At 43.8% G+C, this 23118-nt stretch carries 22 protein-coding genes and 1 pseudogene; 8 read left to right on the forward strand and 15 right to left on the reverse strand.

From position 1 onward, the window contains the following. Positions 1-18: 18 nt before the first annotated feature. Positions 19-585 (reverse strand): elongation factor P-like protein EfpL, encoded by a 567-nt coding sequence (gene efpL / locus GPUN_RS08885; RefSeq protein ID WP_006005782.1) that lies wholly within the window; start codon positions 583-585, stop codon positions 19-21. A gap of 201 nt (positions 586-786) precedes the next feature. Here efpL and GPUN_RS08890 point away from each other — a divergent pair, with 201 nt between their 5' ends. From GPUN_RS08890 to GPUN_RS08900, 3 genes are all read left to right on the forward strand, one after another. Beyond that, positions 787-1254 carry a GNAT family N-acetyltransferase gene (locus GPUN_RS08890; protein WP_006005787.1) on the forward strand — a complete coding sequence of 156 codons (468 nt, stop codon included), beginning with the start codon at positions 787-789 and terminating at the stop codon, positions 1252-1254. A gap of 200 nt (positions 1255-1454) precedes the next feature. Then, a complete protein-coding gene (locus tag GPUN_RS08895) occupies positions 1455-2312 on the forward strand; it encodes a class I SAM-dependent methyltransferase (protein WP_006005789.1) in 858 nt (285 codons plus the stop codon). Positions 2313-2619: 307 nt separating this feature from the next. After that, on the forward strand, positions 2620-2859 hold the full coding sequence (locus GPUN_RS08900) for a TIGR02647 family protein (RefSeq protein WP_006005792.1): 240 nt from the start codon (positions 2620-2622) through the stop codon (positions 2857-2859). Positions 2860-2903: 44 nt separating this feature from the next. Here the strand turns inward: GPUN_RS08900 and GPUN_RS08905 are convergent, their stop codons facing one another. Beyond that, entirely contained in the window at positions 2904-3695 is a 792-nt protein-coding gene (locus tag GPUN_RS08905) for a CLCA_X family protein (RefSeq protein ID WP_006005794.1), read from the reverse strand. A 405-nt stretch (positions 3696-4100) separates the two neighbouring features. Here GPUN_RS08905 and GPUN_RS08910 point away from each other — a divergent pair, with 405 nt between their 5' ends. Then, on the forward strand, positions 4101-5687 hold the full coding sequence (locus GPUN_RS08910) for an ABC-F family ATPase (protein ID WP_006005796.1): 1587 nt from the start codon (positions 4101-4103) through the stop codon (positions 5685-5687). Between the two features lie 36 nt (positions 5688-5723). Here GPUN_RS08910 and moaC read toward each other — a convergent pair whose 3' ends face one another. Then, positions 5724-6221: a cyclic pyranopterin monophosphate synthase MoaC gene (gene moaC / locus GPUN_RS08915; RefSeq protein ID WP_006005798.1), complete on the reverse strand. Its 498-nt coding sequence runs from the start codon at positions 6219-6221 to the stop codon at positions 5724-5726. Further along, complete coding sequence (locus GPUN_RS08920; RefSeq protein WP_006005800.1) at positions 6214-6996, reverse strand: AsmA family protein; 783 nt, start codon at positions 6994-6996, stop codon at positions 6214-6216. Before GPUN_RS08920 ends, moaC begins: the two co-directional genes overlap by 8 nt. Positions 6997-7163: 167 nt before the next feature. On the opposite strand from GPUN_RS08920, the gene moeB reads away from it, so the two are divergent. Then, on the forward strand, positions 7164-7916 hold the full coding sequence (moeB, locus tag GPUN_RS08925; protein ID WP_006005802.1) for a molybdopterin-synthase adenylyltransferase MoeB: 753 nt from the start codon (positions 7164-7166) through the stop codon (positions 7914-7916). 121 nt (positions 7917-8037) lie between these two features. Here the strand turns inward: moeB and GPUN_RS08930 are convergent, their stop codons facing one another. The 6 genes and pseudogenes from GPUN_RS08930 to GPUN_RS08950 all read right to left on the reverse strand — a co-directional run bounded on the left by GPUN_RS08930 (position 8038) and on the right by GPUN_RS08950 (position 13190). Next, entirely contained in the window at positions 8038-10167 is a 2130-nt protein-coding gene (locus GPUN_RS08930) for a TonB-dependent receptor family protein (protein ID WP_006005804.1), read from the reverse strand. Positions 10168-10593: 426 nt separating this feature from the next. After that, the gene (locus tag GPUN_RS08935) at positions 10594-11130 is read right to left on the reverse strand and encodes a superoxide dismutase family protein (protein ID WP_006005806.1); all 537 of its coding nucleotides are present in this window, start codon (positions 11128-11130) and stop codon (positions 10594-10596) included. Positions 11131-11268: 138 nt separating this feature from the next. Next, positions 11269-11364 (reverse strand): annotated as a pseudogene (locus GPUN_RS14740) (hypothetical protein); the annotation flags it as partial. A gap of 62 nt (positions 11365-11426) precedes the next feature. Beyond that, positions 11427-11810, reverse strand: coding sequence for a SpoIIAA family protein (locus GPUN_RS08940; protein WP_006005808.1), 384 nt, complete (start codon positions 11808-11810; stop codon positions 11427-11429). A gap of 92 nt (positions 11811-11902) precedes the next feature. Then, entirely contained in the window at positions 11903-12211 is a 309-nt protein-coding gene (locus tag GPUN_RS08945; protein WP_006005810.1) for a P-II family nitrogen regulator, read from the reverse strand. Between the two features lies 1 nt (position 12212). Beyond that, positions 12213-13190 (reverse strand): sodium-dependent bicarbonate transport family permease, encoded by a 978-nt coding sequence (locus GPUN_RS08950; RefSeq protein ID WP_006005812.1) that lies wholly within the window; start codon positions 13188-13190, stop codon positions 12213-12215. Between the two features lie 332 nt (positions 13191-13522). On the opposite strand from GPUN_RS08950, the gene GPUN_RS13975 reads away from it, so the two are divergent. Then, a complete protein-coding gene (locus GPUN_RS13975; RefSeq protein WP_081483938.1) occupies positions 13523-13858 on the forward strand; it encodes an Mpo1-like protein in 336 nt (111 codons plus the stop codon). A 3-nt stretch (positions 13859-13861) separates the two neighbouring features. On the opposite strand, the gene GPUN_RS08955 is transcribed toward GPUN_RS13975, so the two are convergent. Beyond that, positions 13862-15754 (reverse strand): propionyl-CoA synthetase, encoded by a 1893-nt coding sequence (locus tag GPUN_RS08955; protein WP_006005814.1) that lies wholly within the window; start codon positions 15752-15754, stop codon positions 13862-13864. 392 nt (positions 15755-16146) lie between these two features. On the opposite strand from GPUN_RS08955, the gene GPUN_RS08960 reads away from it, so the two are divergent. Beyond that, a complete protein-coding gene (locus GPUN_RS08960) occupies positions 16147-16494 on the forward strand; it encodes a NirD/YgiW/YdeI family stress tolerance protein (protein ID WP_006005818.1) in 348 nt (115 codons plus the stop codon). Between the two features lie 286 nt (positions 16495-16780). On the opposite strand, the gene rlmF is transcribed toward GPUN_RS08960, so the two are convergent. The 4 genes from rlmF to gnd all read right to left on the reverse strand — a co-directional run bounded on the left by rlmF (position 16781) and on the right by gnd (position 20046). Continuing rightward, on the reverse strand, positions 16781-17716 hold the full coding sequence (gene rlmF / locus GPUN_RS08965) for a 23S rRNA (adenine(1618)-N(6))-methyltransferase RlmF (protein ID WP_006005820.1): 936 nt from the start codon (positions 17714-17716) through the stop codon (positions 16781-16783). A gap of 90 nt (positions 17717-17806) precedes the next feature. After that, positions 17807-18136, reverse strand: coding sequence for a hypothetical protein (locus tag GPUN_RS08970; protein WP_238528963.1), 330 nt, complete (start codon positions 18134-18136; stop codon positions 17807-17809). A gap of 31 nt (positions 18137-18167) precedes the next feature. After that, positions 18168-18515: a hypothetical protein gene (locus GPUN_RS08975; protein ID WP_006005823.1), complete on the reverse strand. Its 348-nt coding sequence runs from the start codon at positions 18513-18515 to the stop codon at positions 18168-18170. 79 nt (positions 18516-18594) lie between these two features. Then, positions 18595-20046: a decarboxylating NADP(+)-dependent phosphogluconate dehydrogenase gene (gnd, locus tag GPUN_RS08980; protein ID WP_006005825.1), complete on the reverse strand. Its 1452-nt coding sequence runs from the start codon at positions 20044-20046 to the stop codon at positions 18595-18597. A 535-nt stretch (positions 20047-20581) separates the two neighbouring features. On the opposite strand from gnd, the gene katG reads away from it, so the two are divergent. Then, complete coding sequence (gene katG / locus GPUN_RS08985; protein ID WP_006005829.1) at positions 20582-22885, forward strand: catalase/peroxidase HPI; 2304 nt, start codon at positions 20582-20584, stop codon at positions 22883-22885. The last annotated feature ends 233 nt before the right edge of the window (positions 22886-23118 follow it).

A 23118-nucleotide genomic window follows, 5' to 3' on the forward strand; every position in this document is an offset into this window, starting at 1 on the left:
GGCTTATAAGATCGCGTATCAGGCTCTACTAGTATACTTACCTTCTGCCGTATTCACTTTAATTTTTTCACCCCTTGAAATGTACTCAGGCACCTGCACCGTTAAGCCGGTAGACAATACGGCAGGCTTGGTACGGGCGCTGGCAGAAGCACCTTTTATAGAAGGATCGGTTTGAGTAATGACTAAGTCTACCGAGGTCGGTAATTCAAGACCCACGGGTTTTTCGTCAACTATTAACACCTGCAAGCCAATCGTTTCTTCGGTAATAAACATCAGTTCGTCGCTAATGACTTCTTTGTCAAGTGAGTATGGGGTGTAGTCTTCGTTGTCCATAAACACATATTCGTTACCGTCTACATATGAAAACATCACTTTCTTTTTACTGAATTCTGCAGTGTTTATCATTTCATCGGCTTTGAAGCTTTCATCAGCCTTAGCGCCGGTGGCAACTTCGTACAGGCGCATTCTATATAAACTAGCCCCTGCTCTGCCACTTGGGGTCAGTTTGGCAATATCTTTTACAAAGTAGACTTTACCGTTATATTCTATCGCGGCATTTTTCTTAATTTCACTGGCTTTTGGCATACTGCTTCTCATTGTTGTATAAACAAACTACGTTGTTGTAATCATATATCATTTTTGTTATTTGTAGCGTAAAACCTTGTATGATTTTTGCTAAGCTTGCTGCCCTAACGCTTGGTCAGCGAATTATTTACTTCACTGTTCTAAGGCAATCGTTTACTTTATGTAACTTGCCTGTTTACAAGCTCAATATGAGTATTTTCAATGAATTACCTTTGTTTACCCTTTAATGAACTCACTTGCCTACAGCTTTATGAAATACTGCATTTACGCAGCGAAACCTTTGTGCTCGAGCAAACCTGCATTTATCAGGACATTGATTATAAAGATATTCAAGATGATGTGCATCACCTTATGCTGTATGAGCATGAAAAGCTTATTGCTTATGCTCGCTTATTACCACAAGGGCTCAGCTTCAACACACCAAGCATAGGCCGAATTCTACTCGTCCAATCTATGCGCGGCTCAGGCTTAGGTCGCAAATTTATTCAAGAGTGTGTGGATCGCACTTTTCTACTGTGGCCAAAATGCGATATAACTATTGGCGCCCAAAGCCATTTGAGTCGCCTGTATCGTACGTTTGGGTTTACAGAGGTTTCAAAGCACTATTTAGAAGATGGCATAATGCATGTAGATATGTGCATTTCAAAGAATACAGCGCCCAGTCTCTAACAGACTTATGTGGAGAATCAATTGCATCTTTTTTTGTCTTGGTAAAAGCTTAGCCAGTACGCTTTAATTCGAGAAATAGCAAATATACAAGCAGTATCAAAACATCCAAAATTGACTGGAATATGTATGAATAAGGCTATATCTTAAGCATTAAAGTAGCTTAGCTTAGTAAGCTACATCAGCCAAGGACCTAACCCGATATGATAAAGCCTCTAATATTAGGCGCAACCAGCGCACTTTTCTTGCTCACCGCAGCCGCTGTTAAAGCTGATGACCATAAAAAAGACGAAGTTCACAGTAATATGATGTCGGCTAAAGCCGCTATTGAAAAAGCGGTTAGTGGTAATGAGTTTCGTACACCAAGAGACATGGAGCGAGACCAGTATCGCAACCCCGTCGCTACCCTAGACTTTTTTGGCATACAGCCAAATATGACAGTGGCAGAGCTTGGTCCGTCAAGCGGCTGGTATACCCGCATACTAGCGCCACTTACCGCGCAAGACGGCAAATACATTGCATTAAATGGCAGCCCAGCCCCCGGCGAGCGCTATGACGGTTCTATGCAGTGGCGCGAAACATTTATCGATCACGACAGCGACATGTTTGGTGACAATGCTACGGCTCGCTTCATTGGACAAACAGTCCCGTTTGCCTCGCCTAACAGCGTTGATACCGTGCTTATATTCCGTGGCATGCACGGCCAAATTGGCCGCGGCGATGTAAACGGTTTATTAGCAGAAGTATTGACGAGTCTAAAGCCAGGCGGCGTTCTAGGTATTGTTCAGCACCGCGGACCTGAAGACTTAGAGCACGACCCAGTAACAAGTATGCGTGGATATGTAAAACAAAGCTATATTGTAGACTTAGTCAAGAACGCAGGCTTTGAGCTAGCCGCCGCCAGCGAAATAAATGCCAACGCAAAAGACCCAGCCGATTGGGAAAACGGCGTGTGGGCACTGCAAGCCAGCAGACCTATTGCTGAAAAAGACGAAAAATTCCGAGAAATTGGTGAGTCAGATAGAATGACATTGAAGTTTGTGAAGCCAGCAGCAGAGTAACGTAGTCGCCAAAATCAGCCGCTATGCCGCGCTCGCATCCTCTTAGCCGAAAGTTTTGAGAACCAGCGGCTCAGCAGCATGGCCGGCGCCACTTTCCCGTTTAGCCCTAATCGAAAGTGGACCCCAGACATTGTCTTACAGCAAGCTGACAAGGCTTTGTATCAAGCCAAAGATTAGGGCAGAAACCGCTGCAGTTATTTTTCATTAACCTACTTTTTGTTTTGTGTTTGTGAGCGTAAAACGATAGTCTAAGACATGAAATTCGATACTATTTACAGCACGAGAACATAATTTTAAAGGAGAAAGCATGTCATTTACTAAAGAGCTTGTTGACGAATTAAATCTTATCTTAAAATTTCCAGACAAAAGTCTTATGCAGGGTATAAAGATCCATAACAATGCCGACCCAGCTTTAGTCAACGCAGCCCAGCGTTTATTTGAAAAAGGGATTGTTGATCAGCACGACGGCGGTTACTTGACCAATTTAGGCCACGATTTGGCTGAACATGCGACCATTATTCAATCGGCGCTTACTTCTAAACCATAGCATCGTTTGAACGCCACCACCTTGGTTTATTAAACTGGACAGGCTTAGCGTCGTAAACTACGTGCTAAACCTGCAAAGTAGCCGTACAAATGGTACTGAATTTTGAATAGACTATCAGAATGCGGATACAGCCCAACTCGTGCTTCTTTACTTTGCATAGTGCCAGCGACTAAAAAGCTATTTTTAAGCCTATGTTCTTGTATCATTCTCTCAAAGGCTCTTGCAGCGACCTCTTGCGGCCTTGCATAGTAAAACATATTGTATGATTTGTCGGTCAAAATACTTTGCTGCATGAGTTCACTCGGGCCGGTCTTATCAAGCTTTAGGAACATACTTTCAAAAGCGCTTGCTAATTCTAGGTTGAGCGGATGTGGTTTAAGTTGGGCTATGTTGTTAAGCCATACTTCACTGGCATAAAGTCTCGGGTTGGTAGTATGGAACTGGCGGGTGCAAATGTAATGGTCATAGGCATGAAACCACTCATGCGCGAGCGCGCCTCCACCCGCGTTCTTGGCCAACGCTAGGGTTCGGCTTGCCCCATTATAATGGGCATAAGCGCCTTTACGGCCGCCTATACCAAAATTAATCGCTAACGTGGCGTTCAACGATATAACTTGCTCTGGTACTGACAAAATATCCATTAAGTCACACAGCGCGTCAAAAAATAGGTTAGCCGCTAACTGCTGCTCTTCTTTGCTTACCCAGCGTCCAACCTCAACACCTCTAAAGCCAAATACTTTTACAATATCGCCAAAACTAACGTCGGCACCCGCGCGATGATTTTCACCATTACGGTAGTAAGCTTTGTGCAAACGGCCTTTTTTCTCTTCCATCATAACTATATTAGCTGCGCTGTATTAAATAAATTGCTTAACGACTGTGTGAGTCTATAAGCTACAAAAAGAAAGTGAAATAACGAATGCTATTAAAATACTAAATTGGTGCGTTAATTAATGTTGCCGTAAACATCTTAGCCGGTAACATGATTTTCAAAAACTTCGCATTTTTTCAGCAGTCCGTAGAATGTTTTAGCACATTGAGGTTAACAAAACGTTACAAAAGGACGGTTTTACTCGCTAAATCCGTTCAAATTAGAAATTTGTTAAGTATCAACCAATCATAGGTTTAATGAATATGGCTTTTAGGGTATAGTGCGCGCGCAATTTTTGCACAAACTATATGCTTGTCTGTCATCTTTTATCAGTATCCATGCATTTTATACCGTCAAAGGAAATACCAGTTTGATCACTACCGCTAACATCACTATGCAATTTGGCGCTAAGCCATTGTTTGAAAATATTTCGGCTAAATTCGGTAACGGCAATCGTTACGGCTTAATTGGCGCTAACGGCTGTGGCAAATCAACCTTCATGAAAATTCTCAGCGGTGAGCTAACACCATCCTCAGGTAATGTATCAGTAATGCCAGGCGAGCGTATTGGCACATTGAATCAAAACCAATTTGCCTTTGAAGAATTCTCGGTAGTCGATGCGGTAATCATGGGCGACGCCGCGCTGTGGAAAGTCAAAAAAGAAAGAGATCGTATTTACTCACTGCCTGAAATGTCTGAAGAAGACGGCATGAGAGTAGCCGATTTGGAATCTGAATTTGCAGAAATGGACGGCTATACCGCAGAATCGCGCGCCATAGAACTCCTACTAGAAGCAGGCATTAGCGAGTCATATCACTTCGGTTTGATGTCGGCAGTTGCACCAGGTGTAAAACTACGCGTGCTAATTGCTCAAGCTTTATTTTCAAATCCAGAAATTTTACTATTAGATGAGCCGACCAACAACCTCGACATATTTACCATAAAGTGGCTAGAAGACGTTTTAAACCAGCGAAAATGCACAATGATTATTGTCTCGCACGATCGCCATTTCTTAAACGCGGTGTGCACGCATATGGCTGACATTGACTATGGCGAATTGCGCATTTATGTCGGCAACTACGAGTCTTATATGGCATCAGCCAGCCTAGTTCAAGAACAACTGCATACTGAAAATGCCAAAAAATCCGCAGAAATTACTGAGCTAAAAAGCTTCGTAGCACGCTTCTCAGCAAATGCGTCAAAAGCAAAACAGGCGACTTCGCGGGCCAAACGCATGGATAAAATTCAGCTAGACGAGGTCGTAGCGTCAAGTCGACAAACTCCTTACATTACCTACAAGCAACATAAAAAACTGCACCGCTTAGCGCTTGAACTTCATGACGTATCGCATGGCTTTAACGGCGAAACTTTATTTACAGGTACAGATATTTTACTTGAAGCTGGCGCAAAGCTTGCTGTAATAGGCGAAAACGGTGCGGGTAAAACAACCTTTTTACGCTGCTTAGTAAAAGAGCTTGAAGCCAACAAAGGCATCGTAAAATGGTCTGAAAATGCTTCTATTGGCTATTTGGCTCAAGACGTTAGCAGCGACTTTGAGCGCTCTGCGACGGTATTTGATTGGATGTCAAGATGGCGCACACCTAAGCACGACGACCTAGCCGTACGCGCTATATTGGGAAGATTGTTGTTTAGCGCCGACGACATTGAAAAAGACGTAAAGGTTTGTTCAGGAGGCGAAAAGAATCGCCTACTGTTTGGCAAACTTATGATGCAAGAGATTAATGTCATTGTAATGGACGAACCAACAAATCACATGGATATGGAAGCAATTGAAGCGTTGAACACTGCCCTCAAAAACTTCGATGGTACGCTTATTTTTGTTAGCCATGACCGTGAGTTTGTGTCTACTTTGGCCAGCTCTATTATTGAAATTAAAGATAAAAAGTTAAACTACTTCCAAGGCAGTTACGATGAGTACGTGAGTAACCGCAATTAAGAGAGGCGACAAAGGGCGTGGCATAGTCGCGCTTACTCACGTCCTTTGCCAGTGCCCAGTCTTACCGCCCGTTTTTTCAAGTACGCGGATAGAATGAATAGTCATATTGGGATCAGCAGCCTTACACATATCAAACAAAGTTAGGGCCGCCACCGACACGCCCGTTAACGCTTCCATTTCAACCCCTGTGTTACCGTTTAATTTGCACATGCACAGAATACGTATTTGATTTTGCTCTTCATCAATTTCAAAATCAATCTGTATCTTAGTCAGCATTAAAGGGTGGCACAGCGGAATTAAATTAGCGCAGTTTTTACTTGCTTGAATACCGGCAATACGGGCCACGCTAAACACATCACCTTTAGCAATTTGGTTTTGCTGTATTTGCTCAATGACCGTTGGCAGCATACTTATATATCCTTCAGCACGCGCGATACGCTGCGTAATCTCTTTATTTGAAACGTCGACCATATTCGCTTTGCCGCTTTCATCAATATGACTCAAGCTATTGGGTATGGGCTGTGCTTTACTCACCAAATAAGCCCTTCAGTTTATCACCTGCTTTGTCTAGCAACTTCTGTTTTTCTTCATCCACCTTTTCTTTGAGCTTTCTTTCTGCCTCTTCTTTTAAGCGATTTTTAGCCTCGGCTTTAGCTTGAGCAATTATGTTGTCAAGCAATGCGTTTACAATGGCCGCGCCTACTTGGTCTGCTGGGATACCGTTTGGCTTCCCAATTGAACCCGCATTGAACGTGGGCAAGGTAATTTCATACACCTTTTTCTCAATGTTTAACTCCCCTGTGGACAGTTTTTCAAAATCAAGCTTAAGGCGCACCTCGCTGAGCGTCACGTTTTCAACAATAACAAGAGGGTTAGCAGCCTTTTTGTTAGGGTCAACAGGCTCGTTGTTTTTGGGCAAGTTAGCCATCAGGTTATTTTTTAATATTATTAGGTTGCCTTGGCCTTTTGCATCTACTTCATATAGTACTTCTGGCGCGTTCACAATAAGCGTTTTAACCGTGTAGGGTTCGCCTAATACCTCTCCTAATTCAAGTGTAATTGACTCAAAACTAAAGGCGTTAGACTGACTAAACCCAGCTGGATTTTCTACGTCTACATCTGTAATCGTCATGCGCCCTTGTGAATAGGCTACGTCTACGGAAAAAACAGAAACGCGCGTGCCTAAAAACTGGCTACCTTGCTCTTCAATTTGAGCACGAATAAAATCTCCTGCACCGCTTAGCAAATACCATGCGCCGCCACCTAGCAATACTGCAATGACTACCACTGCTATTAAAAACTTTTTCATCTAGTTCTCCATTATTATGACATTGGTCTAATCGTCATTGCGTATGTTTTAAAGAATACATCATCGTCAAAAGACTTGCCATTCACAATACACTTATACGCTGTATACTTTACCCATAAGGGCTGTCTTATTATTGCTCACACATAAATGTCCACTGGAAAATATAAATGCAAACAATTACTACAGCACAGGCTATGCGCTATAGCCGCCAAATTATGCTGTCGGGCTTTGATTTGGACAAACAAGAGTTACTGATCAATAGCAGTGTATTGCTTATTGGGGTTGGCGGATTAGGCTGCGCGGCCTCGCAGTACTTGGTGGCAGGCGGTATAGGTAAGATTACTATTGTTGATGATGATATTGTTGAAAGTACTAATTTACAACGTCAGGTGCTTCACTTTGAAAGTAGCATAGGTGATAAAAAAGTAGATTCAGCCGCGCAGACTTTGCGTAATATTAACCACTTTGTTGAGGTGCTTCCGATTGATCATAGGCTAGGTCCCGATGAACTTTGTCAGGCCATACAGCAGCACGATATAGTACTTGATTGCAGTGACAACCTAGCCACTAGAAACGAGCTTAACAAGCATTGCTACGCGCAAAAAACACCGCTGGTGTCGGGCGCCGCTATTCGCATGGAAGGGCAAGTATTTTGCGTTATCCCGCAGCGTAAAAGTGCATGCTATGCCTGTATGAGTCATTTTTTTGGTGAGCAAAGTTTAAGCTGTACAGAAGCCGGCGTTATCTCGCCTTTGGTGGGTATTGTGGGGGCAATGCAGGCATTGGAAGCGATAAAAATACTCACCCAATATGGCACTACTCCGGTAAATACTTTGCAATTCTTTGACGCAATGACTTGTACTTGGACAAACATTACGGTTGAACCTTTAGCTAATTGCGCATGTTGCTCTAAATCTTGATGGTGCTTGTCGCTCGGATTACTTGAATATGCTTAAACTAAACGTAAAGCTGCCTTTATTTACAAAGACAGCTTGTATTTACGCATTTAGTTGAGGGTGACTACAAAATTCCTCAACTAGCCTAAAGCTGAAATTTAAACCCAAGGTACAAGGTGCGCTCAGCCGCCGGCTCAATGCCGTCGTTTCTAACACGGCTGTAATAATCTTCATCAAGCAAATTATTAATACCGGCTTGCACTGACCACGACTGATTAATGTCATAATCAGCGCTTAAGTCGACTACCTGATAGGCATCAATGATAGCATTTATTTGACCGTTACCTGCTCCTCGCGGCTGATTTGAATCTTGCCAAAACTGCTCGTCTACCAGCGTCGCGGTTAAGGCAACGTTTAGCTTGTCTTGGCTATAAATAAAGCCCGCTCGCAGCACATAATCGGGCGCAAATCCTGGTGTATTACCCACTAGGTTGGCGTTTGTGCTTTGCGTAATTTCTGCATCTAATAAAGACCCGTTAATAAAGCCAATTAGTTTGCTGTCGTTATTTTGCTGATGAAAGAAATCATATTCAGCACTAAACTCAATGCCCTGATGACGAGAGTTACCAGAGTTCACTCGCTGCACATCTACGATGTTTACCTGTATTTGCTCAACTTTGTCGTCAAAATCAATTCTAAAAAGACTCACATCCAAGTTAAGACCGTCTATCACCATAGAGCGCACGCCTAGCTCGAAGTTTTTTGCGCTGGAAATACCAGGCCCGTTTGCCCCAGTGAGTTCGGCGTTAGGATTCGCTAAATCATCAAATCGCTGCGGCCGGTAAGACTCTGATACATTCGCATATACCTCCGTTGCATTATTTACTCTATAGCTTGCGCCAAGGCCAAATAACAGTTCATTACTAGTTTTATCAATATTAATGGCACTGCGCTCTAAACTTGCACGCTTTAATGGTTCAAATAAATCATAATTTACGCGCTCGTAGCGCAGCGTAGGCACTACACTTAAGTCACCAAAGCGAAATAAGTTTTCAGCGAAGACCGATGAGTAGGTCATAACCCGGTCCTGATCAAACAATAAATCGTCAGCGTTTTGGGTGTTTGAGCGAATATTGCTGCTTACATACCGTGTTCTAGGACTGTCTCCACGATACAACATAGTGCCTGCGGTAAATACATTGTTAGCGCCCCATGCTTGTGCATAGCGTACATCAAGCCCCACAGTGGTGAATTCTTGTTGATCAATATTCGTGGTTGCGGGCTCGTCAGCAGGCTCTAAAAACGCACCAGAACGTCGGCTGAAACGGTCTTGGTAGGAATAATAAAGCTTACCGTTAAGAGTTGAGTCATTGCTAAGCTGTTGATCGTAGGTAAGTGAAGCAATTACTCTGTCTATCTCGATACGGTTGAAAGGGGTATTTACCAAGTCACGGTTTTGCGCAAATTCGCGTGAGCTTAAACGACCTGCTTCGCCTGAGTCTGATTGATATACATCTACATCAAAACCAATACGAATATCGTCAAAACCTTTGTATGCGAGCCCAACGTAACCCGAATTCACCTCGTAGTCTTCGTTAGTGCGGGGCCCGTCGGCCTGCCGATGCTCTAGACTGGCAATAAAACCAAAATCGTCTTTTGCGTAGCGTACTTCATTGTAGGTGCTGTAGAAACCGTCACTGCCAATACTGTGCTCGGTTGACGCGCTGTTTTTTGCGTCAGGGTTAGCACGTGTTGTCATGAAATTGATGGTCGGACCAATTTGCGGACCATACAGTAAACCACCGCCGCCTCTTATAAATTCAGCGCGCTGAATGCGCTGCGCAGGCGGTAAATAATAAATGGTAGCGTAGCCAAACACATCAGACGCCAGCGGTATGCCATTTTGATAAAAAGCCACAAATTCTGATTCATGTGGGTTACCTAAACCACGATAGTTAACGTTATAAATGCTCGGTATTTTTTGGTCAGAAACAAATAAGCCCGGCAGACGAGAAAACACTTGACGCAAGTTGGGCTCAACAAAAGTAGGCTGTAAACTTAAGTCAACGACTGACACTTTTTTACCCGCTAAAATTTTGCCCTCTTCAACCGTATTTATGTTGAATGGAAATGCCTCAAATGTTCCAGACTGTCCTTTTATTTCTATGCGTTCAATTTCGTTTTTTTGAGGATCAACTTGCGTGACGACTGCATGTACAGATGAAGCAAATAGCGCAGATGCGATACAAATTGCGATTGTTGTGCGTTGGTACATTTATTTTACCTTTTGGAATAATATACGAATGATAATGATTACTATTTACTATCAAATGTTAAGATAAGGATCAAAATAAATGGAACTATTTTTGTAGCGTATCACCGGTAGGAAGGGTTTAATTATACCTTTAGGTAAATCTGCCATTAGGTGCTGCTCATGGCTACGCTGCTTGGGTTGAGCACTACGCTCTTACCTGGGGCTGTTCTTTGAGTAACGGGACCCTAGAATGATACTTGTAATATATCTTACTAAAGGCTACTTTTTTTGAGTAGGCATGTAAAAGCATAAGACTATAAAAAACAGCAAATGACTCACATGATTTGCTGTTTTTACTTACTTAGTTACTTCGTATAGTTCAATGGTATTAGTCCTTATAAGACCCACTACCATTTATTCTATAGCTACTATTAGGACTATGCAGACTTACTCAATCAAAGCGCAGCCAATGCGGCTGCCCGCAGCGCCTGTTGGCTGCGTTATGTAGTCGTCAGCCTTTTCATGAATAATAAGCGCGGTACCGTCTTCATCTAGCAATGCCGGTAAACCATGTTCACCGTTTATGGACACCAGCTCATTAATAACTGTTAAGCTGCCAGTACCGTCATCGCCTACTTCTATATTCATCATGTCGCCTGCATGAGGACCATCGGCAGCCAATTTACCGTGCGCCATATCCATCGGGTTTTTATGCCCACCGGCCGAGGTAAAGTCAGGCGCGTCACATAAACCAAACTCATGAAAATGCATCGCATGCGTTCCTGCGCCGTCAAGACCGCTGATGCTAACAGTCACTTGCGTTCCGCCTTCACCAAGATCTTTTAAAGTAACAGTACCAAGCGTGCTGCCCGTTGCGGTTAAAATACTGTTTTCTAGATCGGCCATCTCTGGCGGTGTTGAAGGCGAACAAGCGGCTAAAACACAAACAGACGTTAACAAAACGGCAGCTTTAAGATTAATCATAAGGGTCTCCATAAGGGTAATTAATTCACGCAAAATTATGTGGTCTTTGTTACTTAATGGGTACGCAACTAACAGCAAGAGTGTTCAAAATGATATTTGAAATTTTGAACACTTCAGTCTTTATGTCCCCTTTGCGTTTTAGCTCGAGGTTAGCTTAAGTACTTTGCCATTTATGCCGTCAGTTAGTACATATATGCTACCGTTGTGACCTTGTACGACATCGCGGATCCGCTCGTTGCGATCTTCTAGCTATTTGAAATCGCGCTGCCTCACTATCAAAGTAAACCCGAAAAAAATCAATCTTTTAACTGCGCATTTGCCCACGCGTAAGCGTCTTCAAGAGTTTCAAACACTTTAAATTGAACAGGGCTAGGTTGAATTTTAAATACTAAAGCGAGCATATTTCTTAAAAAAGCGTTAGGGATAACATAGGCAATCCCCTGGCAGTAGCGCTCAACCACATCCTTATTTTGCCTTAACCACTTAGCCTGCTTTAGCTGATACACCGGGTTTAAATCAAGCGCATTGCGCGCGTCAAATACTAAGGCAATGTCTTCTTTGCCTGCGTAGTTTTCTTCTAGCCCTTTCAAATAGACTGCGAAATTTTGTGCATTCGCTTTTTCGCCAGTGAACTCGATAACGATTAACGGCGCTTTTTCACGATGAAACCGTGCAAACATAATGTAGTGTTCCGAATAAAAATATTGCTAAGGGGGGTAGTTAATAAACCTGAGACTGCGCCAAAAAGCGCGTATTCAAGTGCTGGCGGAAATTAAAATCGCTCAGCCCGAACAACGTGCGCGTCGGTAATACTGACAACGCCAATATGTTTTTCAACCACCCTGTATGCAGCTTCTAGCAGGGTGTCTAAGCGCTCTGGTTTGATTAAGCAAACAACCGACACCATGCCCGCGCGGCCTACTTGGCCTTCGAGCGTCCACTGGCCTGAGCGGCCTGATCCACCTAACACCGGCAGTATTGTGTAGCCCGTAACACCGGCCTTAGTCAGTGCGGTGGTTAGGCGGCGCTCCAATGGGGCTTCTATAACAATTTCGACACGTTTTGCGATATGGGTTTGCATATTAAGCTCCGGTTACAGTTTGGGCAATGGCAAGATACAAAGGTATCCCCAGCGCAAGATTAAAGGGGAAGGTGACCCCAAGTGAAAGGGTTAAATAGATCGCTGGATTGGCCTCAGGTAGTGCCACTCGCATGGCAGCTGGGACCGCGATATAACTGGCTGATGCACATAGAACCATTAACAGAACAATCCCCCCTAGCGACAATCCAATTAGCATGCCAACTAGCAAACCAATGAAAGAACTCACCAGCGGCATGGCGATCGCAAAAGCGACCGCGCCTACACTAAGCACTTTCTTTGACTGGCGCAGGCCACGCCCGGCGATTAACCCCATATCTAGCAAAAACAAACATAATACACCTTTGAAGGGCGCCACAATGAAAGGGCTTATTTCAGCCAAGCCTTTTTCACCCGTAAGCGCGCCTATAAAGAACGAGCCTACAAGCAGCACAATGGAGCCATTAAGCATTAGCTCACGCATAAGGTCAGGCTCCATTTTAGCTTTAGACCCGCTGCGTGCCACTAGCCACAGCGCTGAGAGAATGGCAGGTGCTTCCATTACGGCAGCAACTGCCACCATGTAGCCTTCAGAGTCGATCATTTGGCCTTTGAGTACCGATGTGGTCGCAACGAAAGTCACAATACTTATCGACCCGTAATGCGCAGCAACAGCCGCGGCATCAATATTAGACAGTCCCGTCATGAGTCGCAGCATCCCAAATGCGAGCATTGGCAGCCCAAATGACAGCACCACTCCGGCCACAAGCGATAGCACCAAGGTTGTGTCAATACCGTGCGCGCTAACCGCAACACCGCCTTTAAAACCTATTGCAAACAGCAGGTATATCGACATACCTTTGGCAACCGCCTCGGGTATTGTAAGTTCGGAGCGCGCCAAAGCAGCAACAAGACCCAGTGCAAAGCTAAGAATAATAGGCGAGATCAGATTTGCGCCGGTGAGGGATAAAATTTCGTTCATCGTGTCTTCCTAGACCTTGTATGACGACAAACTTGTCGGTGCATAGTGTAAGCAAAATAGACTATAAACCTGCACTATTCAACAGGTAGTATTTTATTAATTTCAAACATTTATGCATAGACAACTTCCTTGGAAATAAGAATCAGATATAAACAGTATGATAAATTTGCTGAATATGACAAACTCATATAGAGCATATAACAGTCGTTGCTTTTTTAATGAACGAAACCATCGCTTTACGAAGACGCGTTTTGCTATCTGAGAAATCCGCTGTGCCCCGTTTATTAAGCCTTGAAAAAGCCTTTCATGACCCAGCGATATAAGAGGTAAGCATTTTGTCAGAATCCCGATTCACCAGCTTCTCACAGTTTTACCCACATTATTTAAGTGAGCATACTAATCCAACGTGTCGCTTACTGCATTTCATTGGCTCTTGTCTGGTATTAGCTCTTATTGCCTATGTAATAATAAGCGCGTCAGGCGCTCTGCTGTGGCTAGTTCCCATAATAGGATATGGCTTTGCGTGGGTGGGCCACTTCTTCTTCGAGCATAACAAGCCTGCTACGTTCAAGTATCCTTTTTACAGTTTTTTGGGTGACTGGGTCATGTTTAAAGACATATTACTGGGCAAGATATCTTTGTCAGCAAGGACTTCAACTAAGGAGTAATAGCTACTCTTTCACCAGACCACTACTGCGCATTATGTCTTTTATCTCCGCCACACTAGCGGGATCATCTATCGTTGAGGGCACTGTAAATTCTTCATTGTCGGCAATTTGCCTAAGCACCTTGCGCAATATTTTACCTGAACGCGTTTTAGGTAATCTAGGCACCACAATAACCTGCTTCAAACAAGCCAGTGCGCCAATTTCTTTACGTACCATGGCAACAAGCTCGGTTTGCAAGGCTGCGGCGCTAATATCTGCGCCATCTTTAAGCAGAGCAAAACCTACAGGCACTTGTCCTTTTATACTGTCGTACACGCCAATAACCGTGCACTCGGCTACCGCATTATGAGCCGCTAATATCTCTTCCATTTCGCCCGTTGATAAGCGGTGGCCGGCCACGCTGATGACATCATCTGTTCGGCCCATAATAAACAAGTAGCCGTCTTCGTCTATATAGCCGCCATCACCAGAGCTGTAATAGCCAGGAAACTCTGTTAAGTAGCCGTCACTGAAGCGGTCAAAATTTCCCCAGATAGTCGCCAAGCAGCTAGGCGGCAAGGGAAGCTTTAGCACAATCGCACCTTGTGTATTAGCAGGCAGAGGTTTTCCATAAGGATCTAAAACTTGAATATTAAAACCGGGCACTGGCTTTGTGGCCGAGCCCGCTTTAACCGGTAAAGCTTCGATGCCCATTAAATTAGCGCAAATTGCCCAGCCGGTTTCAGTTTGCCACCAGTGATCAACCACCGGCTTACCGGTTTTTTTGAACGTCCATTCATAAGTGGGAGGATCTAAACGTTCACCCGCCATAAAAATTGTCTCTAAGCAGTCTATATTATAATTGGCTAACAACTTAGCTTCGGGGTCTTCTTTTCGTATGGCTCTAAATGCAGTAGGTGCGGCAAATATAGCCTTAACATTGTATTCTTCAACGACTCGCCAAAATGCACCAGCGTCGGGCGTCCTAACCGGCTTTCCTTCATAAACAATAGTCGTGCAGCCGTGCAGCAAAGGCGCATACACGACGTATGAATGCCCTACCACCCAGCCGACATCGGAAGCAGCCCAAAATACATCCCCGGGTTTGAGATTATAAACCGCACTCATAGAGTACTTAAGTGCTACCGCATGACCGCCGTTATCGCGCACTACACCTTTGGGTTTGCCCGTGGTGCCCGATGTATATAGTACATAGAGCGGGTCGGTGGCTTTAACTGCCACGCAATCGGCAGGCCTTGCTGAAAAAAGTGCGTCTTGCCAATCAATATCTCGAACAGCTTGCATACTAGCGATACACTGCTGGCGCTGCAGCAAAATAACGTGTTGAGGTTTATGTTTAGCAAGCACTATGGCTTCATCTACCATCGGCTTATATTCAATAATTCGATTAATTTCAACGCCACAAGACGCCGTAACAACAAGCTTTGGCTGCACATCGTCAATACGCACCGCTAGTTCATGAGCTGAGAAGCCACCAAACACTACGCTGTGCACTGCGCCTAATCGCGCAACTGCAAGCATGGCAATAATAGCCTCACTAATCATTGGCATATACACTATAACGGTATCGCCCTTGTCCACACCGTATTGCTTGAGCACGCCCGCAAAAGTGGCTACGTTATCGCGTAACTCTTGGTAGGTAAATCGGCTTTTTAATTCAGTCACCGGTGAATCGTAAATTAAGGCAAGTTGATCACCACGACCATTTTTTACGTGATGATCAAGCGCCATGTAGCAAGTATTCATTTCGCCGTCGGCAAACCATTGGGCCATACCGTTTTCATCAGTAGATAAGATACTTGAAGGTGGCTTAAACCAAGCGAGATCTGCAGCTTTTTCGGCCCAAAACTTTTCGGGAGACTCGATAGAATGTTTGTATTCTTGCTGATATGACATAATAATTAGGCCTTTTGTCAAACTACATAAAAATAAAAGATACGCGACTTTTTGGTCTTCAAATCGTAAATTTTGCTCTAACGCTAGACCGAGTGAATGCGTGAACTTGACGTTTATCCTAAAACAAAACACGGTGGGAACGATATGAGACTTAAGGCTTAAAGGCAATTAATTTACCCTGGGCCACTCCTAACAGGCTCCTGAATTTTCGACAATTCAAAGTAATAACATACGCGCTAAGCTTCTTTTTAACTATTAGCACCGATATATATTGAATAACCGCTGCCATAGCATGATTCGATAAATTGAACTATTTTCACAATTAAAGAACTAAGAAATGCCATGACCGTTAGCCACATGGACTAAAACTTTAATCAATGGAGTAAGTCGCTATGAAAATAAAAATAATGATTTCTGTTATTCTCGTAATAATGACATTAAGCGTGTCAGCCCAGTTCACTGGTCCTAGCGCCAAGGGGAACAAAACTACAGTGTCGCAAATTGCTGATGCACGACTGGGGACTTACATCACCGTTTTAGGCAATATTACCTCGCACTTAAGAGAAGATTATTATACTTTCAAAGATGAAACTGGCGAAATTCGAGTAGAAATTGAAAGCTCTGTTTGGCAAAGCCGTGAGATTGGTGCAGAAACTAAAGTTCGCTTGTTAGGCGAAATTGATACAGGACTAACGGGCCGCTATCTCTGGATAAAATCATTAGAGCTTTCGGATCAATAACTTTAAGCATACCCTTTTTTCTGGAGCCTTGAATGACGGACTAAGTTCGTTTGCCGTAAATAGGGCTTGTCCATCGGTAAAGCCCAGCGACAGGCGCTTGCTAGTTCTTTCGTCTGAAAATAATTGCCAACCCATGCCCAAGTGGATGTGAATTTCGCTCTATTCTCGCCTGACACAAAATTATTCGATTGTACTTCCCAACATATACGGTGGTACTGACACAATGCCACTAAAAGGAGACATCTGGGCTGTGTCAATATCGAACATTTTGTGGGAAAAAAGACAGTTAAAAGCGCCATGCAATAAAACGACTTATTTTGCTGCCTTGCGCCATACCTACTGTTTTATATTCTAGTGCTCCAACCTGAGTGAGCTTCTTATATAGTGGCGCTAAACTTTTCTGCTTAGCCACCAAAGACGTAAACCACGTTACTTGTTCTTTATAATGCACACTTTCAGCAATCATGCGGCTGATGAAGCCCACTTCACCACCGGCGCACCACAGCTCATTCTTTTGTCCTGCAAAATTCAGATGAGAGCCACTTCGATCATTTTTTGGCGAGCTATGGCCTTGAATTGAGGAATGACGCTTATCTTGGTTACGCTTAATGTTTTGATTTTTTTGCATAGAGCCCGCTAACGCTTCTTTTTGACTATTGTGAAAAGGTGGATTACACATGCTAAATGCGAATTGCTCATGTGGCTTTATTACGCCATCAAAAATGCTGTTAAGCTTATGCTGCTGGAGGATCCTGACGCTTTTTCGCAGCACAGAATTACTAGACCGAATCAAATTTGCAGACGCAATGGCACCCTTGTCTACATCACTAGCCACAAAATGCCAACCATACGATTGACTACCAATAATGGGGTAAATTAGATTTGCGCCAGTACCTATGTCTAGGCCTACGAGCCTGGCAGGAAACTGTCTCGTCGATGCTGGGGTGGCGGGCGAAGCGCTTAATAAATCGGCAATGGCATGAATATAATCGGCTCGTCCAGGAATGGGCGGACACAAATACCCCTCAGGAATGTCCCAGTGTTCAATATGATAGTAGCGCTTTAACAAAGCCGCATTCAGCGCCTTCACTGCATGCGCATTACCAAAGTCGATTGTTTTTCTTGCGCTAGGGTTTCGTATAACATGGGGCGCAAGCAAAGGGTGAGTTCGCGTTAGCGCCTCGAAATCATAGCCGTTTTTATGTAAGTTGCGTGAGTGCATAGCATGCTATTGAAACATGCTTAGACTCTTCATTCAATTTATAAAGAATGCAAATTTACCTGTTAAACCAGCCACTATTAACACGCTAACCTAGCGCTTGCCCCGCCAAGTGAGTGACTGTAAATTCAGGCCTGACAAGTCGACCTGACCCGCAATAATTTCATTACACAGTTTAACGGCAAGCTCTGCCTGCGGGTAAGTCAAATGTTTATATGCAGGACGCTTAATGCTCTCGTACCATACACCTTGGCATACTGAATCAAGCACAATACGCTGAAAACAATGATCATGCTTAACCGGCCAAGTGCTTGACGCTTTACGTGCCATTTCTGGCATAGTTTCTTTTGTCATAATCAGATACTGATTTATGAGAAATGCCATTTCATCGGATGCAGTTTGTGTCATAAACATTATTTTCATAATTGTCACTACCATGCGTGGCTTTCGCCTCTCACTGACGCTTAATCTCACTTAGTATTATTGAACGCCCTGTAGTCGCCGAGAAGCGAAACTCTCCCGTTACCACTACGAATTGTCCTAAATAAGGGCCTACTTTATCATGCGGCACAACTTCAACGCGGTTTAAGCTCTCATCTTCAATCCAGTAATGCATAGGCGTTTCAAAATGACGTACTTTGCCGTTGGTGGTCACTTGGCTGTTGTTAAATTCTGCAGGGCTGTCTACCAGCACTGACAAGCTGACTTCCCGAGCTGGTTCTTTTTCAGCACATCCAAACAGCGCTATCAAAGTAAAGAAGCAGATTGCTATTAAGCTGATACGCTTTTTGTAATGGTGCATTTTGTTACTGTCCTTATGCTGGTAGTAAGCTCATGAATTTCATTTATAATTGCCTAGCTCATCTTTTTTAAAACCACGCTTACACATTATAGGTAGAGGATGCAGTATCGCCGCCCCGCCCGGTCCAATTAGTATGAAAGAACTCTTTGCGCGGCTTGTCGATACGCTCATACGTATGAGCACCAAAATAGTCGCGCTGGGCTTGTAACAAATTGGCCGGCAAACGCGCACTGCGATAGCCATCAAAATAACTGAGCGCAGAGGATAAGGTTGGTGTCGGCACGCCGTTCATAGCGGCAGTAGCCACCACTGTTCGCCAACCAGATTGTGCCGCATGTAATTTTTCAACAAAGTAATCGTCAATCATTAAATTAGTCAGATCGTGATTTTTATCAAAAGCGTCTTTAATTTTATTTAAGAAGGTTGAGCGAATAATACAGCCGCCTCGCCACATAAGGGCAATGCCGCCATAGTTTAAATCCCAGCCTAATTCGTTTGCCGTTTCTCGTAGTAACATATAGCCTTGTGCGTACGAGACAATTTTAGAGGCCAGCAGCGCTTGGCGAATGTCTTCTATGAAGGCTTTTTTGTCACCTTCAAAAGCCGGTTTAGGCCCCGACAATATGCCCGATGCTAAAACACGCTCGTCTTTTTGCGCCGACAAACAGCGAGCAAAAACGGCTTCGCCGATTAGGGTTAAGGGTACGCCTTGCTCTAAGGCTGAAACCGCGGTCCACTTGCCAGTGCCTTTTTGCCCGGCGGTATCTAAAATTTTATCAATTAGGGGCTCCCCGTCTTCTTTAAAAGCAAGAATATCGCGAGTGATCTCAATTAAGTAGCTGTCAAGTTCGCCTTCATTCCAGTCGGCAAACACTGCATGCATTTCATCGGCAGACATGCCCAGTAAATCTTTCATTATTTGGTAGGCTTCGCAAATTAGCTGCATATCGCCATACTCAATGCCATTGTGCACCATTTTAACAAAATGGCCTGCACCGCCTTCACCAACCCAATCACAGCATGGTGTGCCGTCTTCTACTTTGGCCGATATCGTTTGAAAAATATCTTTTACCGCAGGCCACGCCGCCGCCGAACCGCCGGGCATAATTGAAGGCCCTGTTAGCGCGCCTTCTTCTCCACCTGAAACACCAGTACCTATATACAAGAGCCCTTTGCTTTCAAGGTATTTGCTTCTACGATTTGAATCAGGAAAATGCGTATTGCCGCCATCTATAATAATATCGCCTTTATCAAGGTGCGGTATAAGCTGCTCTATTACGTTATCAACAACGCCGCCGGCTTTCACCATTAACATAACTTTACGCGGTGTAGACAAGGAGCTCACTAATGCTTCAATACTGTAGGCACCGCGGATACTTTTATCTTTAGCCCGCCCGTTAATAAAACTTTCTACTTTGTCGGTTGAACGATTATATGCGGTAACCGTGAAGCCTTTATTGGCCATGTTTAAAATTAAATTTTCGCCCATAACGGCAAGGCCGATTAGGCCAATATCTGACAGTACTTTCATAAAATTAGTTAACTCTTTATTATATATATAATATAAGTAGTGACTAGCGAGGGCATACTCAAGGGGTAATATAAATTAACTGGAAAAAACGACACTCCTTTTATTTAGGCCCTTATTCAATATTGCTAAAAGAAAAGCACTAATTGCAGGCTACGGCAGTTTGCTAAGCCAGTTTTCTCGTCAATCATACAGTCAAATAAATGAGACTGGCCTTCCTGTTATGGTAAACGCGTGGAATAGTCATAGCCATTTCTGCTCATTTGCACCAGTTGCGTCTCATCAGTGAAAATGCTTCCCTGCTAGCACTGAAATTTTCACGTCCTTTCATTAACGATGCATTTCACTCATCGTAAAAAGCGATTAAACCAATTACTTTTATTCACAATATATTTACATTATAAACCGATATAGTTTTCCTTGTGCCTAATTAATCGTGTAGTGGCATATTAAGTTTACGATCTAAACCTAAAAATCAGATAAACGTCGCCGTATATTGCATATACGACGAAAATAACCCAACAAAAGGAATTTTAAAATGAAAAAACAAAAAATGTTTTTGAGATCAGTTGTAGCTGGCTGGGTAAGCATTGCCTTACTATCGGGCGCTGCGCTTGCGCAAACACCGTACCTCTCGGGCGCTGAGCTTGCGCAAGGACCGGAAATAAGTAAGCCCAAAGGGGCCATTGGAACCGGTTCAGTAAAGCAAGGACAAGCAAAACCAAATGACTTTTGGTGGCCTGAACAGCTTAACCTCGCGACACTTAGAGACAATGATGCTCGTTCAAACCCATTGGGGCCTAATTTTGACTATGCAAAAGAGTTTAGTAAGCTCGACCTTCAAGCCGTTAAAACTGACCTAAATACACTACTCACTACCTCACAAGATTGGTGGCCTGCTGATTTTGGTAACTACGGACCATTTTTTATTCGTATGTCATGGCACAGCGCTGGTACCTACAGAACGCTCGATGGTAGAGGCGGATCAGGCGGTGGACAGCTGCGTTTTGAGCCCCTCAATAGCTGGCCCGACAATGCGAATCTAGACAAAGCAAGACGTTTGCTATGGCCAGTTAAACAAAAGTACGGCGAGGCGCTTTCTTGGTCTGACCTAATGGTATTAGCGGGTAACGTTGCACTTGAAAATATGGGCTTTGAAACTTATGGCTTTGCGGGCGGGCGCGCAGACGACTGGGAGCCCGACCTAGTGTATTGGGGACCAGAAGTAGAAATGCTTGCAAGCGATAGAGAGACCCGAGACGGCAAGCTGCAAAGACCACTTGGAGCCACGCACATGGGCATAATTTACGTCAATCCTGAAGGTCCACGAGGCGTGCCAGATCCTATAGGATCTGCCAAAAATATACGTATTACATTTGAAAGAATGGCAATGAATGATGAAGAAACCTTAGCATTAATAGCAGGTGGGCATACTTTTGGTAAAATGCATGGCGCGCACAAACCAGCAGACTGTCTTGAAGCTGAACCCGCCGCTGCAGGCATAGAAGAGCAAGGCTTAGGTTGGAAAAACAACTGTGGTAAAGGTCATTCTGAAGATACCATTACCAGTGGACTTGAAGGTGCGTGGACACAAGCGCCAACGCGCTGGACTTCATTATATTTGAGCAATTTGTTAAATTTTGAGTGGAAGCAAACTCGCAGTCCAGCTGGCGCTATTCAATGGATACCTACCGATGAATCGCTGCATGCCATTGTGCCCGACGCTCACATTAAAGGTAAATTTAATCCGCCAGTAATGACCACCGCCGATTTAGCCTTAAAATTTGATCCTGATTATCGTAAAATTGCTGAACGCTTTTTGGCAGACCCAGAAGAATATCGCTTAGCCTTTGCAAAAGCGTGGTACAAACTAACGCACAGAGATATGGGACCTTCTAGAAATTTCTTGGGCAATGAAGTGCCTAAGGGTATCAAAATTTGGCAAGATCCTATTGCCGAAGACACTAAGTCTACGCTTAGCAATTCGCACATTAATCAACTTAAGAAAGACATACTTAGCGCTGATTTGACTATATCAGAACTTGTGCGTGTAGCATGGGCCTCGGCCGCTAGCTATCGCGCTTCTGATATGCGCGGCGGTGCCAATGGTGCTCGTATAGCGCTAGCCCCACAAAAGGATTGGCCGATAAACAACCCGCAAGAACTAGCTAAAGTACTCAAGGTATTGAGCACTATACAAAGCGACTTTAATAGCGGCTCGTCGAAGCGAAAGCATGTATCATTGGCCGATTTAATAGTACTAGGTGGCTCAGCAGCAATAGAAAAAGCCGCAAAAGACGCTGGTTATGCTGTTTCAGTACCCTTCATGCCAGGCAGAGGTGATGCAACTCAAGCACAAACTGACGTTAATTCGTTTAGCCTGCTTGAACTGAATGCTGACGGGTTTCGAAATTATTTTGTAGCACAAGAAAGCTATGAACGTTCGCCTACAGAAATGTTAATTGACCGCGCAGACCAATTAGACCTAAGCGTGCCACAGATGACCGCTTTAATAGGTGGCTTACGTGCCTTAAATGCAAATTATGAACAATCTGCGCATGGCGTATTAACTGATCAACCAGGTACACTTAATAATGATTTCTTTGTGAATTTGCTTGACATGTCTACCGTGTGGAGAAAATCTGCTACCGATGGTCTGTATGAAGGCTTTGATCGTAAATCTGAAGAATTGAAATGGACAGCAACCTCGGTCGACCTTATTTTTGGTTCTAACTCTGAATTACGTGCAGTAGCCGAAGTGTATGCTTTTGATACGTCGCAAGAAAGATTTGTGAATGACTTCGTTGCGTCTTGGGCGAAGGTGATGAATTTAGATCTTTAGTTTGATTTGAGTTAGTTTGTAAGCCGCGGCTGTGATTAATTTGCAGCCGCGGTTTTTTTTTAGCGCCAAGGTGACAGCTACTCAGTCAAAATAAGCTAACGAAGTAAGCAAACCTGCAGCACCGCAGAAAAAATGTGCGCTTTGGTCACCACTTTCAAAACAGTATAAGTAAAGCCGAGAAATATAGGTATTATGGATCATCTTAGTAAGCCTTACTCAGGTTAAATCAAAAG

The organism is Glaciecola punicea ACAM 611 (genome assembly GCF_000252165.1).
In the GTDB taxonomy this organism is placed as follows: Bacteria; Pseudomonadota; Gammaproteobacteria; order Enterobacterales; family Alteromonadaceae; genus Glaciecola; species Glaciecola punicea.

Excerpts from the sequence above, each read along its gene's own strand:
- GPUN_RS08890 (WP_006005787.1), top strand. The coding sequence starts at position 787 with ATGAATTACCTTTGTTTACCCTTTAATGAACTCACTTGCCTACAGCTT.
- GPUN_RS08905 (WP_006005794.1), bottom strand. The coding sequence starts at position 3,695 with ATGATGGAAGAGAAAAAAGGCCGTTTGCACAAAGCTTACTACCGTAAT.
- gnd (WP_006005825.1), bottom strand. The coding sequence starts at position 20,046 with ATGAAAGTACTGTCAGATATTGGCCTAATCGGCCTTGCCGTTATGGGC.
- GPUN_RS08970 (WP_238528963.1), bottom strand. The coding sequence starts at position 18,136 with ATGAAAATAATGTTTATGACACAAACTGCATCCGATGAAATGGCATTT.
- GPUN_RS08975 (WP_006005823.1), bottom strand. The coding sequence starts at position 18,515 with ATGCACCATTACAAAAAGCGTATCAGCTTAATAGCAATCTGCTTCTTT.
- rlmF (WP_006005820.1), bottom strand. The coding sequence starts at position 17,716 with ATGCACTCACGCAACTTACATAAAAACGGCTATGATTTCGAGGCGCTA.
- GPUN_RS08935 (WP_006005806.1), bottom strand. The coding sequence starts at position 11,130 with ATGATTAATCTTAAAGCTGCCGTTTTGTTAACGTCTGTTTGTGTTTTA.
- GPUN_RS08945 (WP_006005810.1), bottom strand. The coding sequence starts at position 12,211 with ATGCAAACCCATATCGCAAAACGTGTCGAAATTGTTATAGAAGCCCCA.
- GPUN_RS08895 (WP_006005789.1), top strand. The coding sequence starts at position 1,455 with ATGATAAAGCCTCTAATATTAGGCGCAACCAGCGCACTTTTCTTGCTC.
- efpL (WP_006005782.1), bottom strand. The coding sequence starts at position 585 with ATGCCAAAAGCCAGTGAAATTAAGAAAAATGCCGCGATAGAATATAAC.
- GPUN_RS08940 (WP_006005808.1), bottom strand. The coding sequence starts at position 11,810 with ATGTTTGCACGGTTTCATCGTGAAAAAGCGCCGTTAATCGTTATCGAG.
- GPUN_RS08900 (WP_006005792.1), top strand. The coding sequence starts at position 2,620 with ATGTCATTTACTAAAGAGCTTGTTGACGAATTAAATCTTATCTTAAAA.
- GPUN_RS08930 (WP_006005804.1), bottom strand. The coding sequence starts at position 10,167 with ATGTACCAACGCACAACAATCGCAATTTGTATCGCATCTGCGCTATTT.
- GPUN_RS08950 (WP_006005812.1), bottom strand. The coding sequence starts at position 13,190 with ATGAACGAAATTTTATCCCTCACCGGCGCAAATCTGATCTCGCCTATT.
- GPUN_RS08955 (WP_006005814.1), bottom strand. The coding sequence starts at position 15,754 with ATGTCATATCAGCAAGAATACAAACATTCTATCGAGTCTCCCGAAAAG.
- GPUN_RS08920 (WP_006005800.1), bottom strand. The coding sequence starts at position 6,996 with ATGAAAAAGTTTTTAATAGCAGTGGTAGTCATTGCAGTATTGCTAGGT.
- GPUN_RS08960 (WP_006005818.1), top strand. The coding sequence starts at position 16,147 with ATGAAAATAAAAATAATGATTTCTGTTATTCTCGTAATAATGACATTA.
- moeB (WP_006005802.1), top strand. The coding sequence starts at position 7,164 with ATGCAAACAATTACTACAGCACAGGCTATGCGCTATAGCCGCCAAATT.
- katG (WP_006005829.1), top strand. The coding sequence starts at position 20,582 with ATGAAAAAACAAAAAATGTTTTTGAGATCAGTTGTAGCTGGCTGGGTA.